This is a genomic window from Microbispora triticiradicis, from assembly GCF_005864065.1.
GTDB classification, from domain to species: domain Bacteria; phylum Actinomycetota; class Actinomycetes; order Streptosporangiales; family Streptosporangiaceae; genus Microbispora; species Microbispora triticiradicis.
Genome location: NZ_VANP01000006.1, coordinates 1 through 21,674, shown reverse-complemented (window position 1 = coordinate 21,674; position 21,674 = coordinate 1). Strand labels below are relative to the sequence as shown.

Genomic DNA, 21,674 nt, shown 5'->3' with positions numbered 1-21,674 from the left:
GGGCAGCTCGACAACTACGAGCCCGCGGTAGGGGATTACCGCCCTCCGGCGATACTTGCGGCGATATGACCCATATGTGTGCGGATCGGAGCGTTGCCATCGCAGCCCGTGACGGTGTATCAACGGGGACGGGTGATCTCTTTGATCTCGTATTACGCCGATCTCGCCATCGGGCTGATCCTGGCCTTCCTGCTGCTGTCGCTTCTCGTCAGCGGCATCAACGAGGGCATCGTCAGGCTGCTCGGCATCCGCAGCAAGTTCCTGTGGGCCTACCTCCGCGACACGCTCGACGGCGCGGAGACGGCCGACGGGACCTCCCGGCTCGACCGGATCGTGGACCTCCTGAAGAGGCTCGTGCGCCGGATCAGCACGCCGCTCACGGCGGCGCCGTCGCCGGGGGAGGGGCGCTCGCGCCTGCCGGCGACCGTGCTGGGGGTGTTCGCGCGGCTGCCGTTCGGCCGGGACCCGCGGCCCGCCTTCAGCCAGGAGCCGCCGCCCGCGCAGAGCCCGCCGCTCGCCCCCGCCACCGGGACGGTCGCGGCCGAGCAGATGATGGCCGCGGAGCAGGCGGCCGCCGACCAGACAGCCGCCGACCAGACAGCCGTACAGCAGGCCACCACCGGGCCGTCGGACGGCGGCCCGGTGGCTGGCACGGCGGGCGGCACGGCGGGCGGCACGGCGGGCGGCACGGTGGGCGGCACTGCGGGCTCTGCGGGTGCGACGGTGGACCCCGCGCACTCCGCCGAGCAGGCCGATCCCCTGGAGCGGGCCGTACTCACCCTGGACGCGAGTGAGGCCGCCGCCGGCGTGGCGGGCGGGGCCGCAGTCGGCGGGATGGTCGATGCGGCGGCGGCGGACGGCGCGGCGGGGGTCGGGGTCGCGTTGCCCGGCGAGGGCAAGTCGATGGCCGAACTGCTCCACGAGCGCCTGCAGGAGATCGATCACGCCAAGCGCGGCCGGACGAGCATCGCCGACATCCCTCCGGCGCGCTTCGCCGTCGCCGTCCTGGAGATCGCCACCGAGCACGGCGGCGTCGAGGCCCTCATGCGCGACCTCGACGCGCTCAACAGCCCGCTCTCCCGGCCGCTCAAGGCGGTGTGGAACAGGGCCAGCCACGACCTGGAGGCGTTCCGGCGCGGGGTGGAGGACTGGTTCGACGGGGAGATGGAGCGGCTCACCCTGCTCTACCGCCGCTACGTGCGCTGGGTCATCGCCGCGCTCGGCCTCCTCGTCACGCTGCTGTTCGGCCTGGACTCCCTGGAGTACGGCAAGACGCTGCTGCAGGACAACGCCTACCGCAGCGAGGTGACCGCCTTCGCCCAGTCGGGCCCGGAGGCGCTGGAGCCGCTGCGTGAGAGGTGCGCGCCCGCGCAGGACACCTACGCGTGCGTGACCGACGTGCTGAGCACCCCGGCGTTCGTCAAGATCTTCACGCACGCCCCGGTCAGCGTCAGCATGGACGCCGGCGGCCCGGCCTGGGAGTGGCACGGCGAGGACTGGTGGCGGCGTCTCACGACCCCGGGCCACTGGCCGGGCCTGCTGCTCACCCTCGTCGCCGTGCTGTTCGGCGCGCCGTTCTGGTGGGACATCCTGCGCCGCGTCAGCGGCATGCGCAGCCGATCCCAGGGCTCGTCCGGCTGACCTTCCCCGGCTCGAAGGAGGACGAATCGCCGATGGACGCCGACGTCACCCGCTCTGCCCGATGGCTCGTGACGCGTTACTTCGAGATGTGGAACATGGGGGACGCGTCGGCGGCCGACGAGATCCTGAGCCCTGCCTGGGTCGACCACGCTCACCCCGAAGTGGTCGGGCCCGACGGCGTCCGGCAGGCCGTCGGGCGGATCCGCCAGGCGCAGCCCGATCTCCGGTTCACGATCGACGCCGTTCTCGGAGACGGCGATCTGGTGGCCGTCGCCGGAACCGCCGGCCAGGGGACGGCGAGCACCCGGCTCATCTGGCTGGTCCGCGTGGAGGACGGCCTGCTCACCGAGATGCGGACCTACCGCGACACGAGCGTCGTTTCGTGAGGAGTTGACCTGGAGCGGGCTCCAGGTGATGGAATGCCGGATCGGGCGCGAAGACGCTCGCGACGCATCGATCACCATGGGGGCACGGATGACGGACTCTCCTGTCGCTTTGATCACCGGGGGCGGTAGCGGCATCGGGGCGGCGACCGCCCGGCGCCTGCTCGACCGGGGGCACCGAGTGAGCGTCACCGGCCGTGACGAGGGTCGTCTGAGGCGTTTCGCCGAGTCGATCGGCGACCCCGGCCGCCTGCTGACGATCCCGGCCGACGCGTCCGACCACGACGCGGTCCTGTCCGCCGTCGAGACGACGGTGAAGGAGTTCGGGCGCCTGGACACCGCCATCGCCAACGCGGGCTTCGCCACCCACGACACCCTGGCCGACGGAGACCCGGCCGGGTGGCGGGAGATGGTGCTGACCAACGTGCTCGGGCCCGCCCTGCTGATCAGGGCCGCGCTGCCCGAACTGAAGCGGTCGAAGGGCCGGATCGTCCTCGTCGGCAGCGTCGCGGGGTTCGTCAACACCCCGGGCAACATCTACGGCGCGACCAAGTGGGCGGTGACGGGCCTGGCCGAGAACACCCGGCGCATGGTGACCGCCGACGGTGTGGGCGTCACCCTGATCGCTCCGGGCCGCGTGGAGACCCCGTTCTGGGATGGGCTGGGCGCTCTGCCCGAGGGGAACCTTCTCACCGCCGACCAAATCGCCGACGCCATCGTGTGGGCCGTCGCGCAGCCGGGCGGCGTCGACGTCAACACGGTCGTCGTCCGGCCCATCGGCCAGCCCACCTGACCGCCCGCGGCGGCGCCGGGTCAGTCGTAGTCGATGCACACGGCGTACCACCTGTCGGTCAGGCGGTCGACGCTGGAGAAGCCGGGAGGCCGGGCGCCTCCCTGCGGGACATAAGCGAATCCGCACTCCTCCAGGAAGCCGCCGGAACCGGCCATCACCAGCTCGGTCACGCCGTCCTGCCGGAGAACCCGGCTCACGGTGAACAGCCCGACGTGATCGCGCGTGCTCTCCCAGCGCTTCTCGCCGGGCACGGACTCGACGTATCTCGTGAGGGCGGGTTCGGAGACCAGGAAGGCAGCCTTCATCGGTACGTCGAGGGCCACCAGCGCGATGGCGACAAGGGCGGCGAGGGGCGGCGCCAGGACCCAGAGGCTCCGCCGGTAGCCCCGGAACAGGAGAGCCCCGAGCCATACCAGCCCGGACAGCAGCCAGGCGGGTATCGCGGCCAGGACCAGCGGAAAGTTGCCGCCGGGGGGCGTCGCGGCCATCAGGGTCACGATCGCGGTGGTGATCACCGGAACGGTGAGCGCCGCGAGCCGCCAACGGCTCCAGCGCGTACGGTCGCCGCCCGTTTCCGTGTCCTGCCGCACCGTTGCCCGCACGTCGTCCTTTCTCAGCGGCCCGAAAAACCAGTGGACGGTACGAATATCCCAGGACGATGGTGGAGTGCGTGCGTCAAGAGCAGATCTGGGATGCCGAGGCCGCCGGACGCTACGACACGCCGGGCCGGGGGATGTTCGCGCCCGAGGTCCTGGGGCCGGCGGTGGACCGTCTCGCCGAACTCGCGGGAGACGGACGCGCCCTTGAGTTCGCGATCGGGACCGGGCGCGTGGCCGTCCCGCTCGCCGGGCGGGGAGTGCCCGTCACCGGCATCGAACTGTCAACTCCGATGATCGAGCAACTGCGGACGAAGGCGGACGAGGCGGCCATCCCGGTGATCGTCGGCGACATGGCGACGGCCGTCGCGCCGGGGGAGTACTCGCTCGTCTATCTCGTCTACAACACCATCTCGAACCTGCTCACCCAGGCCGAGCAGGTCGCGTGCTTCCGCAACGCCGCGCGGCACCTCGTGCCCGGCGGGCGCTTCGTGATCGAGCTCGGGGTGCCCGAGCTACGCGCGCTCCCACCGGGGCGGCAGGCCGTGGTGTGGCACTCGGAGCCCGGCTACATCGGCCTGGACACCTACGACGTGCTGCGCCAGCACCTCGTGTCGCACCACTTCACGTTCGACGAGAGCAGGCAGGCCACCCTGTTCCGCAGCCCGCACCGCTACATCTGGCCGGCCGAGCTCGACCTCATGGCCCAACTGGCCGGCTTCGAGCTGGAGTCGAGGCACGCGGACTGGGCCGGCGCCGAGTTCACCGCCGAGTCGCCCTCCCACGTGTCCGTCTACCGTCTTCCGGACCAGGCGGCCTGACCGCGCTCTCGCCCGCCGTTGGCTTCGGCATCCACCATCGGCGGGTGGCGAGGGCCGCGAGCACGGCCCCGGCCGTGTTCAGGATGACGTCGTCCACGGAGCTCACCCGCCCGAGCCGCAGGACGTACTGGAGGATCTCGACGGTGAGCGAGGCGGTGGCCGCGACGGCGGCGACCGCCCTGAGCGACGCGAAGCGCGCCGAGCGAACCGGGAGCATCGCACCGAGCGCCGCGAACACCAGGAGATTGCCCCCGATCTGAACGAACGTCGCCCCCGGCGACATCCGCGTGATCTGGTCCACGAGGTCGAGGAGGGGAACCAACTGCACGCCCTGTCCCGCCCCGGGCGTGAGGATCATCCAGATCCACGGAGCGGTTCCAATGACGATGGCGACATCCGCGACGGCCGTGCGGCGGGGGAAGGGATGCCCCCTCCGGTCCCGGAGGCGTGCGAGCACGAACGCGAGGAGAGCCGCGGCAGGCAGGGCCACGACAGCCGCCACGACGACGGGCCCCCACGCGTTCCACGCCTGATGCACCCGATCATGATGGCACCGGCGGGCATGAGAAAGGCCATCGGCCGGCGCCGTGGTGGGGCGCCGGCCGATGGCCGTTCCTGCGGACGCGAGTGCGCCGGTCGTGACCCTGGCAGAGGCCGTACGGCCCTTCCCGCCGGGGTCGGCGGCTCAGCGGATCACACGTCGTAGTAGAGCTCGAACTCGTGCGGGTGCGGGCGGAGGCGGATCGGGTCGACCTCGTTCTCGCGCTTGTAGGAGATCCAGGTCTCGATGAGGTCCGGCGTGAAGACGCCGCCCTCCAGCAGGTAGTCGTGGTCGGCCTCGAGCGCGTCGAGCACCTTCTCCAGCGAGCCCGGCACCTGCGGGATGTTGCGGGCCTCCTCGGGCGGAAGCTCGTACAGGTCCTTGTCGACCGGCTCCGGCGGCTCGATCTTGTTGCGGATGCCGTCGATGCCGGCCATCAGCATGGCGGCGAAGGCGAAGTACGGGTTGCAGGACGGGTCCGGCACCCGGAACTCGATGCGCTTGGCCTTGGGGTTCGACCCGGTGATCGGGATGCGGACGCAGGCCGAGCGGTTGCGCTGGGAGTAGACCAGGTTGACCGGGGCCTCGTAGCCGGGCACCAGGCGGTGGTAGGAGTTCACCGTCGGGTTGGTGAAGGCCAGCAGCGACGGGGCGTGCTTGAGCAGGCCGCCGATGTAGTAGCGCGCGGTGTCCGACAGACCGGCGTAGCCGACCTCGTCGTAGAACAGCGGCTCGCCGTCCTTCCACAGCGACTGGTGGCAGTGCATGCCGGAGCCGTTGTCACCGAAGATCGGCTTGGGCATGAACGTGACCGTGCGGCCCGCCTGGATGGCCGTGCTCTTGATGATGTACTTGTACAGCATCAGCTTGTCGGCCGTCTCGAGCAGCGTGCCGAACCGGAAGTCGATCTCGGCCTGGCCGGCGGTGCCCACCTCGTGGTGCTGCATCTCGGTCTCGATGCCGGCCTCGATGAGGTTGCGGACCATCTCGGAGCGCAGGTCGGTGAAGTGGTCCATCGGCGGGACCGGGAAGTAGCCGCCCTTGTAGCGGGGCTTGTAACCCAGGTTGCCGCCCTCGGAGGCCTTGCCGGTGTTCCAGGCGCCTTCGATGGAGTCGATGTAGTAGTAACCGGCGTTCTGCCGCGTCTCGAAGCGGACGTCGTCGAAGATGTAGAACTCGGCCTCGGGGCCGAAGTAGACCGTGTCCGCGATGCCCGTGCCCTTGAGGTACTCCTCGGCCTTGCGGGCGACGTTGCGCGGGTCGCGGCTGTAGGCCTCGCCGGTCAGCGGGTCGTGCACGAAGAAGTTGATGTTCAGCGTCTTGTGCTGACGGAACGGGTCGATCACGGCCGTCGTGGGGTCGGGCAGCAGCAGCATGTCCGACTCGTGGATGGCCTGGAAACCACGGATCGACGATCCGTCGAACATCAGGCCGTCGGTGAAGACATTCGAACCGAAGTTCTCAGACGGGAAGGTGAAGTGGTGCGTCGTGCCCGGCAGGTCCGTGAACCTGACGTCAACGAACTGCACACCCTCGTCCCGGATGAAATTGAGGACGTCATCGGCGGAGTTGAACACTCTCGAACCTCCCAGGGGCACGGGCTAGCGCAACCCGAAAATAGGCCGATGCCGTTTCCGCCCCATGTCTCGATTGTTTCGCGCGTGTTAAGGGAAAGCGCTACCCGGGCGGCCACCGCGTTAACACCGGCCTCGCTCGTCCCCGGCCTCCATCGTACGGCCTTCTCGCAGGTCAGGTGGCATACGCGGCCGGGCATGCCGGTCGCCGTGAGACCGCGGAGGCGCGGTCGTACGGGTTGACGGGCTCGCCGGAGGGCCGCGCCTCGCGCGGGTCGCCGGGGAAGTACGGATGGACGAACCCGTCGCCCGTGTCGCAGCTCGCGCCGAACAGCGCCGACCGGTCGCCGTCCAGCCAGACGACCAGCTTCCCGCCCTCCCGGTAGGCGGCGAACTCGCTCCTGTGGTGCTCGACGACCCTCGTCACGGTAAGAGGGTCGCCGGGCCGGGTGACGGGATGGACGAACAGGTAGTCGGCCTCGATCGTGACGCCTCCGCCGGTCCGCGCGCCGACCGTCGTCGCCCCGGAGACCTTCACGACGTTCCCGGCCGGCTGGGCGGCGCCGGGCGCGAGGCTGAACACCCACGAGCGGGTGCCGGACGGGCCGCTCTCGTCCAGACCGCCCAGGAACGACTCACGTTGCCGGGGGTGCAGCAGCGCGGCGAACCGCTCCGGCCGGCCGCCGCGGACCGTCGCGGGGTCGAGGTGCGCGGCCGACAGCAGCAGCTTCACCCGCAGCAGCGCGCGGCCGACCTCGTCCTCGGTGAGCCCGCCCAGCTTCCGCGCGGGCGGCATGACCAGCCCTTCCTCGCCGTCGGCGAACCCGGCGGCCGGGGTGCCCGTGAACGGACCGGCGGGCGCCGGGTCGAGGTCGGCGAGGCCCTCCTCGCCGTCGGGGATCGGCGTCAGCACGGGACCGGGCCGGGCGACCACCGCGCCGGTGACGAACCGGTCCTCGTCGCCGGATGCCTGGCCGCCGACGCCCAGCCGCTCCAGGGCGTCGGGCCGTACGGTGACGACGAGCCCCGCGACCAGGACGGCGGCGGCGATCGCCACCAGCACGGCCGGCAGGCGGCGCCGCGTCCTCCGGCGGGTGAGGGGGTCTCGCTCCGCCGCCGTGATCATGCTGCGGATCTCGTCCTCGTCGAACTGCGCGACCAGCGCCTCGAAACGCGCGTCGATGTCATCGGGGTCCGCCGGCCGCACGGTTCCCTCCAAACGCCTAAGTCGTAAATGGCCCACCATACAGGGCATTTGATGGGTTCGACCTGCCCCATCATGGACGGCTTCGCGGCCGCACGCCAGACCGGTGACCCTCCCCGATACGCTGGTCAACCATGAGTGACCGGCAGCCGCGTTGGACGCAGACCTGGCTCGGCGGCACCCGCGCCGCCGGGATCGACCTCGGCTATCCCGGTGAGCGGCTCGGCCTGCCCGAGCACGGCCCCGGCGCGGTCGCGGGCTGGGGGCGCAGGCTCGGCGCGGTCGTCGTCGACTGGCTCCTGTGCACCTGGGCCATCGCCGGTGGCCTGCTCCGTGTCCGCGGCGCCGACGTCAGCGCGGTCGGCCTCGGCGTGTTCGCCGCGGAGTACGTCCTGCTGCTCGGCACGATCGGCATGACCCTGGGGATGCGGCTGTTCGGCATCCGGGTGGCCGCACTGGACGGCGGCCGGCCGCGCTTCCTCGGCGTGCTGGTCCGCACGCTCCTGCTGTGCCTCGCCGTACCCGCCCTGATCTGGGACCGCGACCGGCGCGGCCTGCACGACCGCGCGTCCGGCACGGTGGTCGTCACCCTCTGACGGTCCGTACGAGGGACCCGGCGCGGCCCGTGATCACGGTTCGACGAGGCCGGCCCGGATGGCGTAACGGGTCAGGTCAAGCCGGTCGCGCATGCCGAGCTTCTGCAGGATGTTCGCGCGGTGCCGGTCGACGGTCTTCACGCTGATGTAGAGCGTCTCCGCGATCTCCTTGGCGGAGTTGCCCTCGGCGATGAGCTTGACGATCTCCTCCTCGCGGGGCGTCAGGATGCTGTCCGGCACCCGCTCGCCCTGCCGGGCGCGCTGGAGGTAGTCGCGGATGAGGGCGGTGACCGCGCCGGGGTAGAGGAAGGGCTCTCCGCGCATCGCCGCCCGGCAGGCCTCCAGCAGGTCCTGGTCGGCGACCGACTTGAGCACGTAACCCGACGCCCCGGCCTTGAGCGCCTCGAAGAAGTACTGCTCGTTGTCGTACATCGACAGGATCAGGATGCGGATGCCGGGAGCGCGCCGTGAGATCTCACGTGCGGCCTGGATCCCGGTCATGCGGGGCATCGCGATGTCCAGGATGGCGAGGTCGATCGTCTCGGAGCGGGCGGCCTCGACCGCCTCGGCGCCGTCGGAGGCCTCCGCGACCACCATGAGGTCGGGCTCGGCGTCGAGGATCAGCCGCAGTCCGCGGCGGACCAGCGCGTGGTCGTCCGCCAGCAGGATGCGGGTCTTGGCGCTCTCCACGGCTCAGCTCTCCTTCACCGCGTGTGGGGAGGACGACGTGCGGGGGGACGGCGAGAGAGGGGGGACGTGTGGGGGGACGACGAGACGCACGTCCGTGCCGCCGCCGGGCGGGGAGTCGACGGTCAGCCGGGCGCCGATGAGCAGGGCGCGCTCGCGCATCCCGCGGATGCCGGCGCCCTCGGTCCGGGCGCCCCCGCGCCCGTCGTCGGCGATGCGCAGGGTGAGCCGCCCGTCCTCCTCGGTGAGCGACAGCTCCGCCCGGCGGGCGCGGGAGTGCCTGGCCACGTTCGTCAGCCCTTCCTGCGCGATCCGGTAGAGGACGAGCTCGACCTCCTCGCTGAGCGCGGGCAGCCGGGGGTCGATGTCGCGGGTGATCCGGATCCCGCTCGCCTGGGAGAAGTCGCTGCCGAGCGCGCTCAGCGCGCTGTGCAGACCGAGGTCGTCCAGGACGCCCGGACGCAGCCGCCTGGCGACCTGCCGCACCTCGTCCAGGCTGGCCCGCACCGTCTCCTGCGCGGAGCGCAGCTCCTCCCGGAGATCCTCGGGCGCGCGGTCCACGACGCGCTTGAGCTCCAGCAGCGCCACTGTGAGGCTCTGGCCGATCTCGTCGTGCAGTTCCCGCGCGATCCGCCGCCGTTCCCCCTCCTGCGCGGCCAGCGCGTGCGCGCTGCTCGCGCTTCGCTCGGCTTCGAGCCGTTCGAGCATCTCGTTGAACGTGCCGATGACCTGGGCGAGGTCGCCGTTGCCGCTGTCGGTGAGCCGGTCGCCCGCCCGCAGCAGGTCGACCCGCCGCATGAGCGTGGTGAGCGCGTCGAGCGGGGCCAGGCTCCTGCGGATCAGCAGCGCGTTGGCCGTGATGATCAGGGCCAGCCCCACGGTCAGGACCGGTACCTCGGTGAGCAGGACCGGTGAGGACACCGTGGCGGGGGAGAGCGCGAGCACCAGCGTCCCGGCGGTGAAGACCAGTCCGTTGATCGCGAACAGCCGCCAGAACAGGGCCCGGGCCGGGCGCCGCGACCGCGGCGCCGCCGCCGGCCGGCCGGACCGCCGGTCGTCGCCCCGGTCATCGCGCCGGTCGGTGCGCCGGTCAGTGGGCTCGTTCACGTCTCACAGCCTGCTCGTTCGCGTACGCGGGTGTCCATGCGGGGTGCTCCCCATCTCGCGGGGGCCGCTACATGTCATACCTCTCCCGATATGGGTGCCGGACCCGATGGTCCCCGGCCGGGGTGTTCCGAAGACTGGAACAGCAGGCAACGACGGACGGGAGGTATTCGAGATGGACGTGACCAGCGCCACCCTGCCCGGCGTCGCGACCGTGCACCAGTGCGTCACCCGTGACGGCCGGTGCTTCGGGGTGCTCGTCGAGAAGTCCGGCCGCCGGCGGCTCCTCTTCTACGACCCCGCCGAGCCCGACACCGTGCTGCAGGCGATCAGCCTGGAGCAGTGCGAGGCCGACCAGCTCGCCGACATCCTGCACAGCAGGCCCGTCCTCGATCGGCTCGCCGATCTCGAACGCCGTTTCACCGAGTTCACCGAGTTCACCCAGGCTGCGTTCACCGAGGCGGCCCGATGACCATGGCAAGGAACCTCCGTCTCCCCGATCGATGTGATGACCTGATGCAAGCGCGCGAAGTCGTCGTGAACCTGCCGACGGTGACCGTCCACGACCCCGTCGCCCGGGCCGTACGGATCATGGTGCTGAACCGGATGCCGGGACTGATCGTCGTGGACGACAGGAGACGGCCGGGCTGGGTGCTGCCCGGCACGCAGGTGCTGCGTCTCATGGTCCCCGGGGCCTACCAGGAGGACGCGGCGCTCGCCCGGGCGATCGACGAGGCCCACGCCGACCGCTTCTGGCAGGAGCTGGCCGGCATCACGGTGGGAGACTGCCTGCCGCCCCAGCCGCCCAGGCCGGTGACGGTGCCGCTCGACGCGACCCTGCTCGAGGTGGCCGCCCTCATGACCCGGATGCGCAGTCCCATCGTCGCGGTCGTCGACCGGGACGGCGCCCTGGCCGGGGCGATCACGCTGGAGCGGCTGCTCACCAGCCTGGCGCTCGTCCCGCCGGGCGACTGACCGCCACGAGCGGGCCGCCGCGCCCGGCGAAGCGCCGGGTTCGGCGGCGCCCCTTGGCCCCCGCGGCCGGAGCCCCCGGGCCGCGGGGGCCGCCTCCGGCTTCCCCGGCTGTCACGTCGCCTGCCGCGTCGCCGTCCCGCCTTCCGCGCGCTTTCCTGTCACCTTGATTCCTGCCGTCATGTCGCTTCCCCCTGGCACGTCGCGCCGTGCGGCGTGTCCCTGCTCCGGAGGTTCCGTCATCCACCGCTTCGCCATGCCGTCGCCGTCCTCGTCGCGCCCACCCGCCGGGACACCGTGCCGGGCCTCCGCCGATCACGCCCGCACCGGCCTCGCGAGCGTCGCCGGACCCCCGGGGCGCCGTACGTGAGCGCCGTCGCCTCTTTCTCGATCTTCCTGACGGCCTTCGCCCTCATCGCGTCCGAGAAGGTGCACAAGGTCAAGGTGGTCCTCGTCGCCGCGGGCGCGATGGCCGTCCTGGGGCTGATCCCCGGCGACGAGGTGTTCTTCTCCGAGACCGCCGGCATCGACTGGAACGTCGTCTTCCTGCTGCTCGGCATGATGATCATCGTCGGCGTCGTCAAGCAGACAGGTGTCTTCGACTACCTCGCCATCTGGGCGGCGAAGAGATCCAGGGGCAGGCCCTACCGGCTGATGGTGATGCTGATGGTCATCACCGCCGTCGCCTCGCCGTTCCTGGACAACGTCACCACGATCATGCTCGTCGCGCCGGTCACCGTGGTCGTCTGCGACCGGCTCCGCATCCCGGCCCAGCCGTACCTGATCGCCGAGGTCCTGGCGTCCAACATCGGCGGCGCGGCGACGCTCATCGGCGATCCCCCCAACATCATCATCGGCAGCCGCGCCGGGCTGACGTTCAACGACTTCCTGGCCCACATGGCGCCGATCGTGGTCGTCGTCTTCGTGGTGTTCGTGCTGCTCACCCGCGTGCTCTTCCGCAGGTCGTTCCGCTACGACCCCGAGCGGGTGGCCGCCGTGACGGCGCTGCAGGAACGGCGGGCCATCACCGACCCCCGCCTGCTCCTGCGGTGCCTGATCGTGCTGGCCGGGGTCGTCGCCGGGTTCTGCCTGCACGCCGTGGTGCACGTGGAGCCGTCGATCGTCGCCCTGGTGGGCGCCGGGGTGATGCTGCTGGTGTCCCGCGCCGACGTGCCGGAGGTCCTGCGCGAGGTCGAGTGGAGCACGCTGGTCTTCTTCATGGGCCTGTTCGTCATGGTCGCCGGGCTGGTGCACACCGGCGTCATCGCGGTGATCGGCGGCTGGGCGGTCGGCGCGCTCGGCGACGACTACTTCCTCGCGGCCACGGCGCTGCTGTTCGGCTCCGGGGTGCTGGGCGCGTTCTTCGACAACATCCCCTACGTCGCCACGATGGTGCCGGTCGTGGAGGAGATGGTCGCCCAGGCGCCGGACGGGCAGACCGGGCGGGCGCTGTGGTGGTCCTTCGCCCTGGGGGCCGACTTCAGCGGCAACGGCACCGCGGTGGCGGCGAGCGCCAACGTCGTGGCCGTCGGCATCGCCGCCCGGACCGGCCACCGCATCGGCTTCTGGCAGTTCACCAGGTACGGCATCCTGGTCACCGTGCTGAGCATCACGATGGCCTGGGTCTACGTCTGGCTGCGTTACTTCCTCTGACCCGCCGCGCTCACGAGGAGGCGTGCTGTAAGGACGCGGTGCTCTGAAAGGACACGGTGCTCAGAAGGACGCGGTGCACTGGAAGATCGCCGTGCCGGGCAGCAGGCGCCCGCGCAGCGGGCTCCACCCGTCCCAGGCGCGGTCGTGGCCGGGCGGCCACTCGGGTTCGGTCAGGCCGGTCAGCGTCAGGCCGGCGCCGGTGATCAGGCCGACCCAGTCGCCCATCGTCCGGTGGTGCTCGACGTACGACGGCTCGCCCTCGTCGGAGTACTCGACGTACGGCGTCCGGTCGAAGTAGGGGCGGTCGGCGGTCAGGCCGCGCGGCCCGGGATCGTCGGGAAACGCCCACCGGACGGGGTGGCTGACGGAGAACACGAACCGGCCGCCTGGGCGCAGCACCCGGCGCACCTCGGCCAGCACCGCCGCGGCGTCCGCGACGAACGGCAGCGCGCCGTAGGCGGAGCACGCGAGGTCGAACGAGCCGCCCGCGAACGGCAGTGTCTCGGCGTCGGCCTGCACGACGGGCAGCCGCACCCCGGCCGCCATGTCGATGCGCCGGGAGTGCTGCAACTGCCGGTGGGACAGGTCGGCGCCGACGACCGTCGCGCCCTGCCCGAGCAGCCACCGGCCGCACTGCCCGGCGCCGCACCCGATCTCCAGGATCCGGCGGCCGGCGACCTCGCCCAGCAGGCGCGCGCTCGCCTCGTCCAGCCCTTCCGGGCACCAGACGAAGCCGTCGTCGCGCAGGAATCCGCCGTGCTCGGCCTGGTAGTCGTCGGCCGCGCCGTCCCACCAGCCCCGGTTGGCCCGGGAGGTCTGCGACCGGGAGACCGGCCGCCGTCCGACGTCCATGTGTCGCCGTCTTCCGAACGAGTCTTCCGGCCGGGTCAGCGCATCTTCGGGCCGCGCGGCATGCGCATGCCCTTGGGGATCGGCCCCTTGGGCATCGGCACGGCGGGGGTGAGCGCGCGCATCCGGTTGTTGACCTCGGACACCGCGCCCTTCTTGAGGTTGCGGGGCAGCTTCATCATGTGCCGCTGGAGCTTGGCCAGGGGGACCTGCCCCTCGGCGTCACCGCACTGGATGTCGTAGACCGGCACGTCGATCGCGACCCGCTGCACGCGCTTCTTCTCCGCGACGAGCATCCGCTGGACCCGGTTCGGCGGGCCCTCGGAGACCAGGATGACCCCCGGGAAGCCGACCACCCGGAAGACCATGTCCTGGTCGCGGTTGACCGCGACCGGCTTCTCCTCGACATACCACGTGCCCCGCAGGCTCTGCAGGATCGCGTACGACGCGCCCGGCTGGCCGTGCAGCATGGAGTACTGCGACTTCTGCGCGAACCGGCTGAAGACGAGCATGCCCACGAGGACGGCGGCGAAGACGCCGAAGACGATCCACGTCCAGCCGAAGATCACGCCGATGACGACGAACAGGGCGAGTGTCCCGGCAGCCGACGCGTAGACGATCGGCATGCCCTTCGGATTCGCCTGTTGAATGATCTGTGCGACCATCCGGATCTGCTTGAGGCGTCCCGGAGCCGCTGCGTCTTTGGCCATGTCCTGAAGGATACAAACGCCGAGCTGACTTAATGAAAACGAGACTCACGCACGGGCGGCGATCGCCTGCTGGTAGAGCCGTCCGGCCCGGTAGGACGAGCGGACCAGCGGGCCGGACATGACGCCGGCGAAGCCGATCTCCTCGGCCGCGCGCTGGAGCTCGACGAACTCCTCGGGCTTGACCCAGCGGTCCACGGGGTGGTGGCGCGGGGTGGGACGCAGGTACTGCGTGATCGTCACCAGGTCGCAGCCGGCCTCGTGGAGGTCGCGCAGCGCCTGGAGGATCTCCTCGCGCTCCTCGCCCATGCCGAGGATGAGGTTCGACTTGGTGACCAGTCCCGCCTCGCGGGCCATCGTGATCACCGCGAGCGACCGCTCGTAGCGGAACGCCGGGCGGATCCGCTTGAAGATCCGCGGCACGGTCTCGATGTTGTGCGCGAAGACCTCGGGCCGGGCGGAGAAGACCTCCTCCAGCTGGCCTCGGTCGCCGTTGAAGTCGGGCGCCAGCAGTTCGACGCCGCAGCCGGGGACCATCTCGTGGATCTGCCGGGCGGTCTCGGCGTACAGCCAGGAGCCGCCGTCGGGCAGGTCGTCGCGGGCGACGCCGGTCACCGTGGCGTAGCGCAGCCCCATCTGGAGGACCGACTCGGCGACGCGGCGCGGCTCGTCCCTGTCGTACTCCGCGGGCTTGCCCGTGTCGATCTGGCAGAAGTCGCAGCGCCGGGTGCACTGGTCACCCCCGATGAGGAAGGTGGCCTCGCGGTCCTCCCAGCACTCGGAGATGTTGGGGCAGCCCGCCTCCTGGCACACGGTGTGCAGCCCCGCGCCCTTCACCAGCGATTTGATCTCGGTGAAGTTCGGGCCGTTGCGCAGCCGCGTCTTGATCCACGGCGGCTTCTTCTCGATGGGGACCTGGCTGTTGCGCACCTCCAGGCGGAGGAGCTTTCGACCTTCCGGAGCGACCGTCACCGTTCCAGCTTATTACCCGGTCGGGTGTCGGCCGCCTCGCCCCCGTATCGCTTTCCGCACCCCTGGCGCCCGGTCCGTACGGTCTCGCCGGCGGCCGCTCCCGGCGCGGTCACAGGAGCCGGTGGTCCCTGGCGTAGACGGCGGCCTGGGTCCGGTCGCGCAGGCCCAGCCGGCCGAGGATCCGCGAGATGTGGTTCTTCACCGTGCCCTCGCTGAGGTACATGCGCGTCGCGATCTCCCTGTTGGTCGAGCCGGTCGCGATGAGCCGCAGGACCTCGATCTCGCGGGGCGTCAGCACCGAGGCCGGCGACGGCCCGGCGTCACGGCCGGGCTCCGGCTCGGACGGCAGGGCGGCGGCCAGGCGACGGGCCACCGAGGAGTCGAGCTGGGAGACGCCGGCGGACGCCAGCCGCACCGCCTCGGCGAGCCGGGTGGCGGGCAGGTTCTTCAGCAGGTAACCCGCCGCGCCCGCCCGCAGCGCCTCGACGACGTACTCGTCGTCGTCAAAGGTCGTCAGCATCACCACCCGGCAGGCGGGGGCTCGGCGGCGCAGGACGGCGGCCGCGTCGACGCCGCTCATCCGAGGCATGCGGACGTCCATGAGGACCACGTCCGGCTCGAGCGAGAGCGCGGCCTCGACGGCCTCCTGGCCGTCCGCCGCCGTGCCCACGACCGTGACGCCGGGCTGGATGCCGAGCAGGGACGCGATGCCCTCACGGACCAGCTCCTGGTCGTCGGCGACCAGCACCCGCACAATGGCGTCGCCGGAACGGGCCGGGCCGGGGGAGGGGGTCACGTCACACCGCCCCGGCCGGCTCGCGCGGCACGGTCACGGTGACGGTGGTGCCGCGACCCGGCTCACTCGTGAGGGACACATCGCCCCCGGCGAGCCGCACCCGTTCCCGCATCCCGCGCAGGCCGAACCCCCGCTCCTCCCGGGGGCCGGGGGGAAGGCCTCCGCCGTCGTCCTCCACCACGAGCCGCGCCCGCGCCTCCCCGCAGGTCACGGACACCGCGACCCGGCCGGCGGCGGCGTGCTTGAAGGCGTTGGTCAGCGCCTCCTGCGCGGCGCGATACAGCGTCCTCAGCGCCGCGGCGTCGTAGCCCGACTCGTCGCCGCCCGTCTCCAGCGTCACGCGCGGGCCGCCGCCGTCCAGGCGCCGTACGAGCTCGGCCAGCGCCTCCGACAGGCGGAACGGCCCCGCCTCCCCGCGCAGGGCGCGCACGGAGTGACGGACCTCCCCCAAGGCCCGCGCGGCCGACGACCGGGCGTCGGCCAGCGCGCGCTCGGCGGTGGCCCGGTCGCGGTCGAGGAACGCCTCCGCCTTCTCCATCTGCACCGCGGCGGCGGTGAGGTGGTGCCCGAGACTGTCGTGGATCTCACGTGCGAGCCGGTTGCGTTCCTCCGCCGCGGTGAGCTCGGCGACCCGCTCCGCGTACGCGGTGAGCCGCGCGTGGGACTCCTCCACCTCGTACAGCGCGTGCTCCAGGCGGGTACGCGACTCCTGCTCGCCGACGGCCACGGCCGCCATGGAGAGGGCGAGGACCAGGCCCAGGCCGAACATGAGCACGTCGGACACGTACGCCGCGGTCACGTGCCAGCCCGGCACCGTGATCGAGAGCCACGCGATCAGCAGGCCCAGGCACCCGGCGGCCAGTGCGACGGCGACCCGGCGGCCGAAGGCGAAGTACGCGGAGAACGGAAGCAGGACGAACAGCACCCGGGACAGGCCGGCGGTGTCGGCGGCCGCGACCGCGGCGAACAGGGCCAGCCGCGCTCCCAGCAGGGCGGCCGCGAGGCCTTTGGGCGTCCGCACGCGGTGCCGCCGCCGCTCCAGCACGTCCAGGCCGGACAGCGTCACCAGGCCGGCGACGAAGGCGGCGACCTTGGCGGGTGACGGAGGGGCGTCGCCGGCGACGTCGTAGTACAGCCCGCCCGCCAGGACCGCGGCGTAGAGCACCGGCGCGACCCAGGGAACGGGACGCCCGGAGGCGTGCGGTGCGGGGGAACAGGCCGGCGTCGGAACGGAGGCCGTGGCGAGCACGGCCGGCGGCGAGGCCATCCTGAACCCTCCCTACCGGTGCGGCGGCGGACCGCTCCCGGACAGCGTGTCCCTCCCGGCGCCGACCCGGCGACCGGACCACGCCGGGAACCGGGCCCGCTCCCGTGCGGCGGCTTCCCGGTCGGGATCCCGCCCGCCGTCAGGCTACGCCCCGCTCGCGAACGGGGCGATCGTCGCGGGCCGGTTCAGGCCGGACGGCAGGTGCCGACCGGCACGGTCCGCTCCGGAGTCCGGCACCCCGCCCCGGCGTGCCCCGCGTGACCTCCGGACGAGGGCCGCGACGATCGGCACCTGCTCCTGACGGCCGGCTCCTCCTACGGTCGTCGCATCCCCACCGACGACGGCAAGGAGCCGCTCTGTGATGTCTTCCACCTGGCTGCCGCGCTTCGGCGCGATCTGCGCGATCCTGCTGGGACTCTCACTCGGGGGCCCGGCACTGGTCGAGGCGTTCACCGGCGAGACCGCCGCGACCAGCTTCGTCATCGGAATCGGGACGGCGCTGGGAACGCCGGCCCTGACGGTCCTCTACCTGCACCACGGCGCGGCCGGAGGGCGCTTCGGGCTCGTCGCCTACGCCGTGAACGTCGTCGGGCTCGGCCTGTTCGCCGGCGTCGCGTTCAGCCTGAACATCGTCCTGTTCTTCCTGGAACCCACGATCGCGGGCCGGTTGCTCCAGGGGCCGCCCAGGGTGGCGTTCCTCGTCGCGACCGCGGTGTTCGTGGCCGGTACCGTGCTGTTCGCCGTCTCGATGGCGCGCTCGCGGATGTTCCCCCGGCCCGCGGTGTACGGATACGGCGTCGCGTTGCCGCTGCTGGCGGTGCTCGCCCCGCTGCCCGACGGCCCGCTCACCAGCGCGGTCCACGTGGCGGCGGCCGCGTCGCTGATCTGGCTCGCACTGTCGGTGCTGCCCCGTCGGGCCGCCGTGATCCCCTAGCCCAGCTCCTCTTCGTACATGTCGTACGGCTCCTCGCCGAGGGCCTCGGCGAGGCGCTTTCCGGCGAAGGGGATGACCTCGTCGACCGTGATGCGCCTGCCGGTCTCCGCCGACAGCGAGGTGACTCCGGCGTCGTCCCCGGTGAGGTCTCCGGTGATGCGGTTGTACCAGCTCAGGTCGTTCACGCAGTTGAGCGCGAAGCCGTGCATGGTCACCCCGCCGGTGACCCGGATCCCGATCGTGCCGAGCCTGCGGTCGGGCAGCCCGTGGGACGGGTCGCCGGGGACCCAGAGCCCGCCGCGCCCCTCGACCCGACGCGCGGTCAGCCCGAAGTCGGCGCAGACCTGGATCAGGACCTCCTCCAGCAGCCGGAGGTAGGAGACGACGTCGGCGATCCGGATGATCGGGTAGCAGACCAGCTGGCCCGGGCCATGCCAGGTGATCTTCCCGCCCCGGTCCACGTCGATGACCGGGGTGCCGTCGGCCGGCCGCTCCTGCGGCAGGGTCCGCTTGCCCGCGGTGTAGACGGGGGCGTGCTCCAGCATCAGGCACAGGTCGGAGATCTCGCCGGCCGCGCGGCGGGCGTGCAGCCGCCGCTGCAGGGCCCAGGCCTGCTCGTACGGAACGTCCACTCCCAGGCGGACGATGGCCAAGCCCTTCACGCTGACAGGGTAGTGGAGGTCAGCAGCCGGGGCTCGACCCGCAGCTCCTTGACGGCGGGCCCGTCACGCTCGATCCGGTACGCGTACCCCCGGGGATCGGTGGTCACGGCCTGGATGAACTCCGTGCCGACGTAGTGCAGCGCCACACCCTCGTCGGCGGCGTACCCCTCCGGCAGCTCGCCCGAGGCGACCGACTCGTGCAGCAGCGACCGCCGCTGCGGGTCGGAGTTGTAGTGGACGCCGCAGGAGTACGGCAGCAGGGCCAGGCCCTCGGACCAGGGCCGCAGCCTCGGCCCGAACGAGTCGGTGTTGCCCCCGACGTGCCAGCACAGCGCCCCCGCGCTCTGCCCGGACAGCACCACGCCCGCCCGCCAGGCCTCGGCGAACGCCTCGTCGAGGCCGTGCAGCCGCCACAGCGCGGCGAGGTTGGCGACGCTGCCGCCGCTCACGTAGATCGCGTCCTGCTCCAGGATCCACTCACGGGGGTCGGCGACGTTCGGCATCGGGAACACCGTCAGGTGGCTGACCTCGACGTCCCACCGGGCGAACGCGCCGTACATCTTCAGCAGCCAGTCGGCGTCGTCGCCCGTGGCGGTGGCGAGCAGCCCGAGCTTGGGCCGGTCCTGCCCGGTCAGGTCGAGGACGTAGCGCAGCAGCGCGGTCGGCTCGATGAACCCGTACCGCTCCGACTGCCGGAACGAGCCGCCCCCGATGGCGACGATGTGCGACTGCCCGATGCGGCTCATGCCCCACCACTTCCGTGTCCGGATCGACTGACTCTTCAGAGTACGGCGGCCAGGGCGTCGCCGATGGCGGGATGGGCGAACCGGTGACCTGCGTCGAGGAGCCGCCGGGGGAGCACCCGCTGGCCCGCGAGCAGGGCCTCGTCGGCGAACTCGCCGAGTGCCAGGCGCAGCGCGAGGCGCGGGGCCGGGACCGGCATCACCGGCCGCTTCAGCGCCTTCGCGAGCGCGGCGGTGTAGTCCGCGTTCGTCACCGGCCCGGGCGCCGTCAGGTTGACCGGCCCGGACAGGTCCTCGCGGGAGAGCAGGAAGCGGACCGCGTCCACCCAGTCGGGCAGCGAGATCCACGACACGTACTGCCTGCCGCTGCCGAGGACGGCCCCCGCGCCCATCCTGAAGATCGGCAGCATCCGGGCGAGCGCGCCGCCCCGGCCGCTGAGCACCACCCCGGTGCGCAGCCGCGCCACCCGGAGGCCGGCCTCGGCGGCGGGCGCCGTGGCGTCCTCCCAGGCGCGCACCAGGTCGGCCAGGAAGCCCTCTCCCGGCGGGGCGGACTCGTCCACCGCCCGGTCGCCTGTGTCGCCGTAGAAGCCGATCGCCGAGGAGGACAGCAGGACACGGGGTCCGCCGTCCGCGCGGGCCAGCGCCTCGGCGAGCGTCCGCGTGCCGGAGACCCGGCTCTCCACCAGCTCCCGCTTGTACGCGTCGGACCACCGGCGGTCGCCGATCCCCGCCCCGGCGAGATGGACGACGGCGTCGGCGCCCTCCAGGGCGGCCGGGTCGAGAACCCCGCCCGCCGGGTCCCAGAAGCGCTCGTCGGGCGCCGCCGGCTCGCGCCGCACCAGGCGGCGCACCTCGTGCCCGTCGTCCCGCAGCGCGCTCACCAGGGCCGAGCCGAGCAGACCGGACGCACCGGTCACCACAGTCGTCATCGTCTCCACAGCCCCTTATACGCCGGAAGCCGCCCCGCGGGATGCGGGACGGCTTCGCGGTGTCTCGGGAGACTAGGCCAGGCCGAGCTGGGCCTCGAAGCGGCCCTCCTCAAGACGACGCTTGATCGTCGTGAGGAAGCGGGCGGCGTCGGCGCCGTCCACCAGGCGGTGGTCGTAGCTCAGCGCGAGGTACACCATCGAGCGGACCGCGATGACCTCGCCCTCCGGGGTGTCCACGACGACCGGGCGCTTGACGACCGCGCCGGTGCCCAGCATGCCGACCTGCGGCTGGTTGAGGATCGGCGTGTCGAACAGCGCGCCCCGGCTGCCGGTGTTGGTCAGCGTGAACGTGCCGCCGGTGATCTCGTCGGGGCTCACCTTGTTGGTGCGGGTGCGCTCGGCGAGGTCGGCGATCTTACGGGCGAGCCCGGCGATGTTGAGGTCGCCCGCGTTCTTGATCACCGGGACGAGCAGGCCGCGCTCGGTGTCGGTCGCGAAGCCGAGGTGCTCGACGTCGAAGTAGGTGACCTCGTTGGTCTCGCTGTTGATCGTGGCGTTCAGCTTCGGGTGCTGCTTGAGCGCCTCGATCGCGGCGATCGCGAAGAACGGCATGAACGACAGCTTGACGCCCTCGCGCCGCAGGAACTCGCCCTTGGCCTGGTCGCGCAGGCGGGCGATGCGGGTGACGTCGACCTCGACCACGGTGGTGAGCTGGGCCGAGACCTGCAGCGACTCCACCATGCGCTTGGCGATGGTCTGCCGCAGGCGCGACATCTTCTCGGTGCGGCCGCGCAGGGTGGTGTCCACCCGCACCTCCGCCGCGGCGGGCGCGGCGGCGGCCGGGGCCGCGGGCGCCTGGGCGGGCGCCGCCTGCGGCGCGGCCGGGGCGGCGGCGGCCTGCTCGCGCTGGACGCGGGCGGCCTCGATCACGTCCTGCTTGCGGATCCGGCCGCCGACGCCGGTGCCGGTCAGCGCCTCGAGGTCGACGCCGTGCTCGGCCGCGAGCTTGCGGACCAGCGGCGTGACGTACGGGCTCTCGCCGGACGACGGCAGCGGGGTCGGCTCGGCCGCAGGAGCGGGCTGCGCCGGCTGGGCCTGCGGCTGCGGAGCCGGAGCGGGCTGAGCCTGCGGCTGCGGGGCGGGCTGGGCCTGCGGGGCCGGCTGCGGCGTGACCACGGCGGGCGCGGGCTGCGGGATCGAGGAGATCGGCGCGGGCGCGGGCTCGGGCGCGGCGGCCTGCGGCGCGG

Annotated in this window: 24 protein-coding genes; 9 read left to right on the top strand and 15 right to left on the bottom strand. The window is 72.2% G+C overall.

Translation table 11 applies throughout. The features are described 5' to 3' along the window. Positions 1 to 141 precede the first annotated feature (141 nt). From FED44_RS36455 to FED44_RS16885, 3 genes are all read left to right on the top strand, one after another. Positions 142 to 1,641 carry a hypothetical protein gene (locus FED44_RS36455; protein ID WP_187406023.1) on the top strand — a complete coding sequence of 500 codons (1,500 nt, stop codon included), beginning with the start codon at positions 142 to 144 and terminating at the stop codon, positions 1,639 to 1,641. A gap of 32 nt (positions 1,642 to 1,673) precedes the next feature. Then, positions 1,674 to 2,027 (top strand): ester cyclase, encoded by a 354-nt coding sequence (locus tag FED44_RS16890; RefSeq protein WP_117410567.1) that lies wholly within the window; start codon positions 1,674 to 1,676, stop codon positions 2,025 to 2,027. A gap of 88 nt (positions 2,028 to 2,115) precedes the next feature. Next, entirely contained in the window at positions 2,116 to 2,817 is a 702-nt protein-coding gene (locus tag FED44_RS16885) for an SDR family oxidoreductase (protein ID WP_138461258.1), read from the top strand. Between the two features lie 20 nt (positions 2,818 to 2,837). Here FED44_RS16885 and FED44_RS16880 read toward each other — a convergent pair whose 3' ends face one another. Beyond that, the gene (locus tag FED44_RS16880; protein WP_138461257.1) at positions 2,838 to 3,419 is read right to left on the bottom strand and encodes a hypothetical protein; all 582 of its coding nucleotides are present in this window, start codon (positions 3,417 to 3,419) and stop codon (positions 2,838 to 2,840) included. A 131-nt stretch (positions 3,420 to 3,550) separates the two neighbouring features. On the opposite strand from FED44_RS16880, the gene FED44_RS16875 reads away from it, so the two are divergent. Further along, positions 3,551 to 4,234, top strand: a complete 684-nt coding sequence (locus FED44_RS16875) for a class I SAM-dependent methyltransferase (RefSeq protein ID WP_244302060.1) — start codon at positions 3,551 to 3,553, stop codon at positions 4,232 to 4,234. On the opposite strand, the gene FED44_RS16870 is transcribed toward FED44_RS16875, so the two are convergent. The 3 genes from FED44_RS16870 to FED44_RS16860 form a co-directional block, all read right to left on the bottom strand. Then, on the bottom strand, positions 4,176 to 4,772 hold the full coding sequence (locus tag FED44_RS16870) for a VanZ family protein (protein ID WP_208759026.1): 597 nt from the start codon (positions 4,770 to 4,772) through the stop codon (positions 4,176 to 4,178). The two genes, FED44_RS16875 and FED44_RS16870, sit on opposite strands and share 59 nt — an antisense overlap. Positions 4,773 to 4,927: 155 nt before the next feature. After that, positions 4,928 to 6,352, bottom strand: a complete 1,425-nt coding sequence (gene glnA / locus FED44_RS16865; RefSeq protein ID WP_117410564.1) for a type I glutamate--ammonia ligase — start codon at positions 6,350 to 6,352, stop codon at positions 4,928 to 4,930. A gap of 172 nt (positions 6,353 to 6,524) precedes the next feature. Next, positions 6,525 to 7,556: a hypothetical protein gene (locus FED44_RS16860; RefSeq protein ID WP_117410563.1), complete on the bottom strand. Its 1,032-nt coding sequence runs from the start codon at positions 7,554 to 7,556 to the stop codon at positions 6,525 to 6,527. A gap of 131 nt (positions 7,557 to 7,687) precedes the next feature. Between FED44_RS16860 and FED44_RS16855 the strand changes: the two genes are divergently transcribed. After that, a complete protein-coding gene (locus FED44_RS16855; protein WP_117410562.1) occupies positions 7,688 to 8,149 on the top strand; it encodes an RDD family protein in 462 nt (153 codons plus the stop codon). A gap of 33 nt (positions 8,150 to 8,182) precedes the next feature. Here the strand turns inward: FED44_RS16855 and FED44_RS16850 are convergent, their stop codons facing one another. Continuing rightward, positions 8,183 to 8,839 carry a response regulator gene (locus FED44_RS16850; protein ID WP_138461254.1) on the bottom strand — a complete coding sequence of 219 codons (657 nt, stop codon included), beginning with the start codon at positions 8,837 to 8,839 and terminating at the stop codon, positions 8,183 to 8,185. Positions 8,840 to 8,842: 3 nt separating this feature from the next. Then, positions 8,843 to 9,943, bottom strand: a complete 1,101-nt coding sequence (locus tag FED44_RS16845) for a HAMP domain-containing sensor histidine kinase (RefSeq protein WP_138461253.1) — start codon at positions 9,941 to 9,943, stop codon at positions 8,843 to 8,845. A 172-nt stretch (positions 9,944 to 10,115) separates the two neighbouring features. Here FED44_RS16845 and FED44_RS16840 point away from each other — a divergent pair, with 172 nt between their 5' ends. The 3 genes from FED44_RS16840 (at position 10,116) to FED44_RS16830 (ending at position 12,565) form a co-directional block, all read left to right on the top strand. Continuing rightward, the gene (locus tag FED44_RS16840; RefSeq protein WP_117410559.1) at positions 10,116 to 10,412 is read left to right on the top strand and encodes a hypothetical protein; all 297 of its coding nucleotides are present in this window, start codon (positions 10,116 to 10,118) and stop codon (positions 10,410 to 10,412) included. 44 nt (positions 10,413 to 10,456) lie between these two features. Then, on the top strand, positions 10,457 to 10,915 hold the full coding sequence (locus FED44_RS16835; protein WP_138461252.1) for a CBS domain-containing protein: 459 nt from the start codon (positions 10,457 to 10,459) through the stop codon (positions 10,913 to 10,915). A gap of 363 nt (positions 10,916 to 11,278) precedes the next feature. Continuing rightward, on the top strand, positions 11,279 to 12,565 hold the full coding sequence (locus FED44_RS16830; protein WP_117410557.1) for an ArsB/NhaD family transporter: 1,287 nt from the start codon (positions 11,279 to 11,281) through the stop codon (positions 12,563 to 12,565). 60 nt (positions 12,566 to 12,625) lie between these two features. Here the strand turns inward: FED44_RS16830 and FED44_RS16825 are convergent, their stop codons facing one another. The 5 genes from FED44_RS16825 to FED44_RS16805 form a co-directional block, all read right to left on the bottom strand. Beyond that, on the bottom strand, positions 12,626 to 13,417 hold the full coding sequence (locus tag FED44_RS16825; protein WP_138461251.1) for a class I SAM-dependent methyltransferase: 792 nt from the start codon (positions 13,415 to 13,417) through the stop codon (positions 12,626 to 12,628). A 35-nt stretch (positions 13,418 to 13,452) separates the two neighbouring features. Beyond that, on the bottom strand, positions 13,453 to 14,124 hold the full coding sequence (locus FED44_RS16820; RefSeq protein WP_117410555.1) for a DUF4191 domain-containing protein: 672 nt from the start codon (positions 14,122 to 14,124) through the stop codon (positions 13,453 to 13,455). A gap of 45 nt (positions 14,125 to 14,169) precedes the next feature. Beyond that, complete coding sequence (lipA, locus tag FED44_RS16815) at positions 14,170 to 15,093, bottom strand: lipoyl synthase (protein WP_117410554.1); 924 nt, start codon at positions 15,091 to 15,093, stop codon at positions 14,170 to 14,172. Positions 15,094 to 15,202: 109 nt separating this feature from the next. Beyond that, a complete protein-coding gene (locus tag FED44_RS16810; RefSeq protein ID WP_244302010.1) occupies positions 15,203 to 15,889 on the bottom strand; it encodes a response regulator in 687 nt (228 codons plus the stop codon). Between the two features lies 1 nt (position 15,890). After that, complete coding sequence (locus FED44_RS16805) at positions 15,891 to 17,156, bottom strand: sensor histidine kinase (RefSeq protein WP_138461250.1); 1,266 nt, start codon at positions 17,154 to 17,156, stop codon at positions 15,891 to 15,893. A 358-nt stretch (positions 17,157 to 17,514) separates the two neighbouring features. Here FED44_RS16805 and FED44_RS16800 point away from each other — a divergent pair, with 358 nt between their 5' ends. Beyond that, positions 17,515 to 18,090, top strand: coding sequence for a hypothetical protein (locus FED44_RS16800; RefSeq protein WP_167521498.1), 576 nt, complete (start codon positions 17,515 to 17,517; stop codon positions 18,088 to 18,090). On the opposite strand, the gene lipB is transcribed toward FED44_RS16800, so the two are convergent. From lipB to sucB, 4 genes are all read right to left on the bottom strand, one after another. Further along, a complete protein-coding gene (gene lipB, locus FED44_RS16795) occupies positions 18,087 to 18,752 on the bottom strand; it encodes a lipoyl(octanoyl) transferase LipB (RefSeq protein WP_117410550.1) in 666 nt (221 codons plus the stop codon). The genes FED44_RS16800 and lipB overlap by 4 nt on opposite strands. Next, entirely contained in the window at positions 18,749 to 19,498 is a 750-nt protein-coding gene (locus tag FED44_RS16790; protein ID WP_117410549.1) for a Type 1 glutamine amidotransferase-like domain-containing protein, read from the bottom strand. The genes lipB and FED44_RS16790 overlap by 4 nt, the downstream gene beginning before the upstream one ends. A gap of 35 nt (positions 19,499 to 19,533) precedes the next feature. Next, positions 19,534 to 20,427, bottom strand: a complete 894-nt coding sequence (locus FED44_RS16785) for a TIGR01777 family oxidoreductase (RefSeq protein WP_138461248.1) — start codon at positions 20,425 to 20,427, stop codon at positions 19,534 to 19,536. A 72-nt stretch (positions 20,428 to 20,499) separates the two neighbouring features. Next, positions 20,500 to 21,674: 2-oxoglutarate dehydrogenase, E2 component, dihydrolipoamide succinyltransferase (gene sucB, locus FED44_RS16780; protein ID WP_138461247.1), on the bottom strand; the 1,175-nt coding region annotated here is incomplete at its 5' end.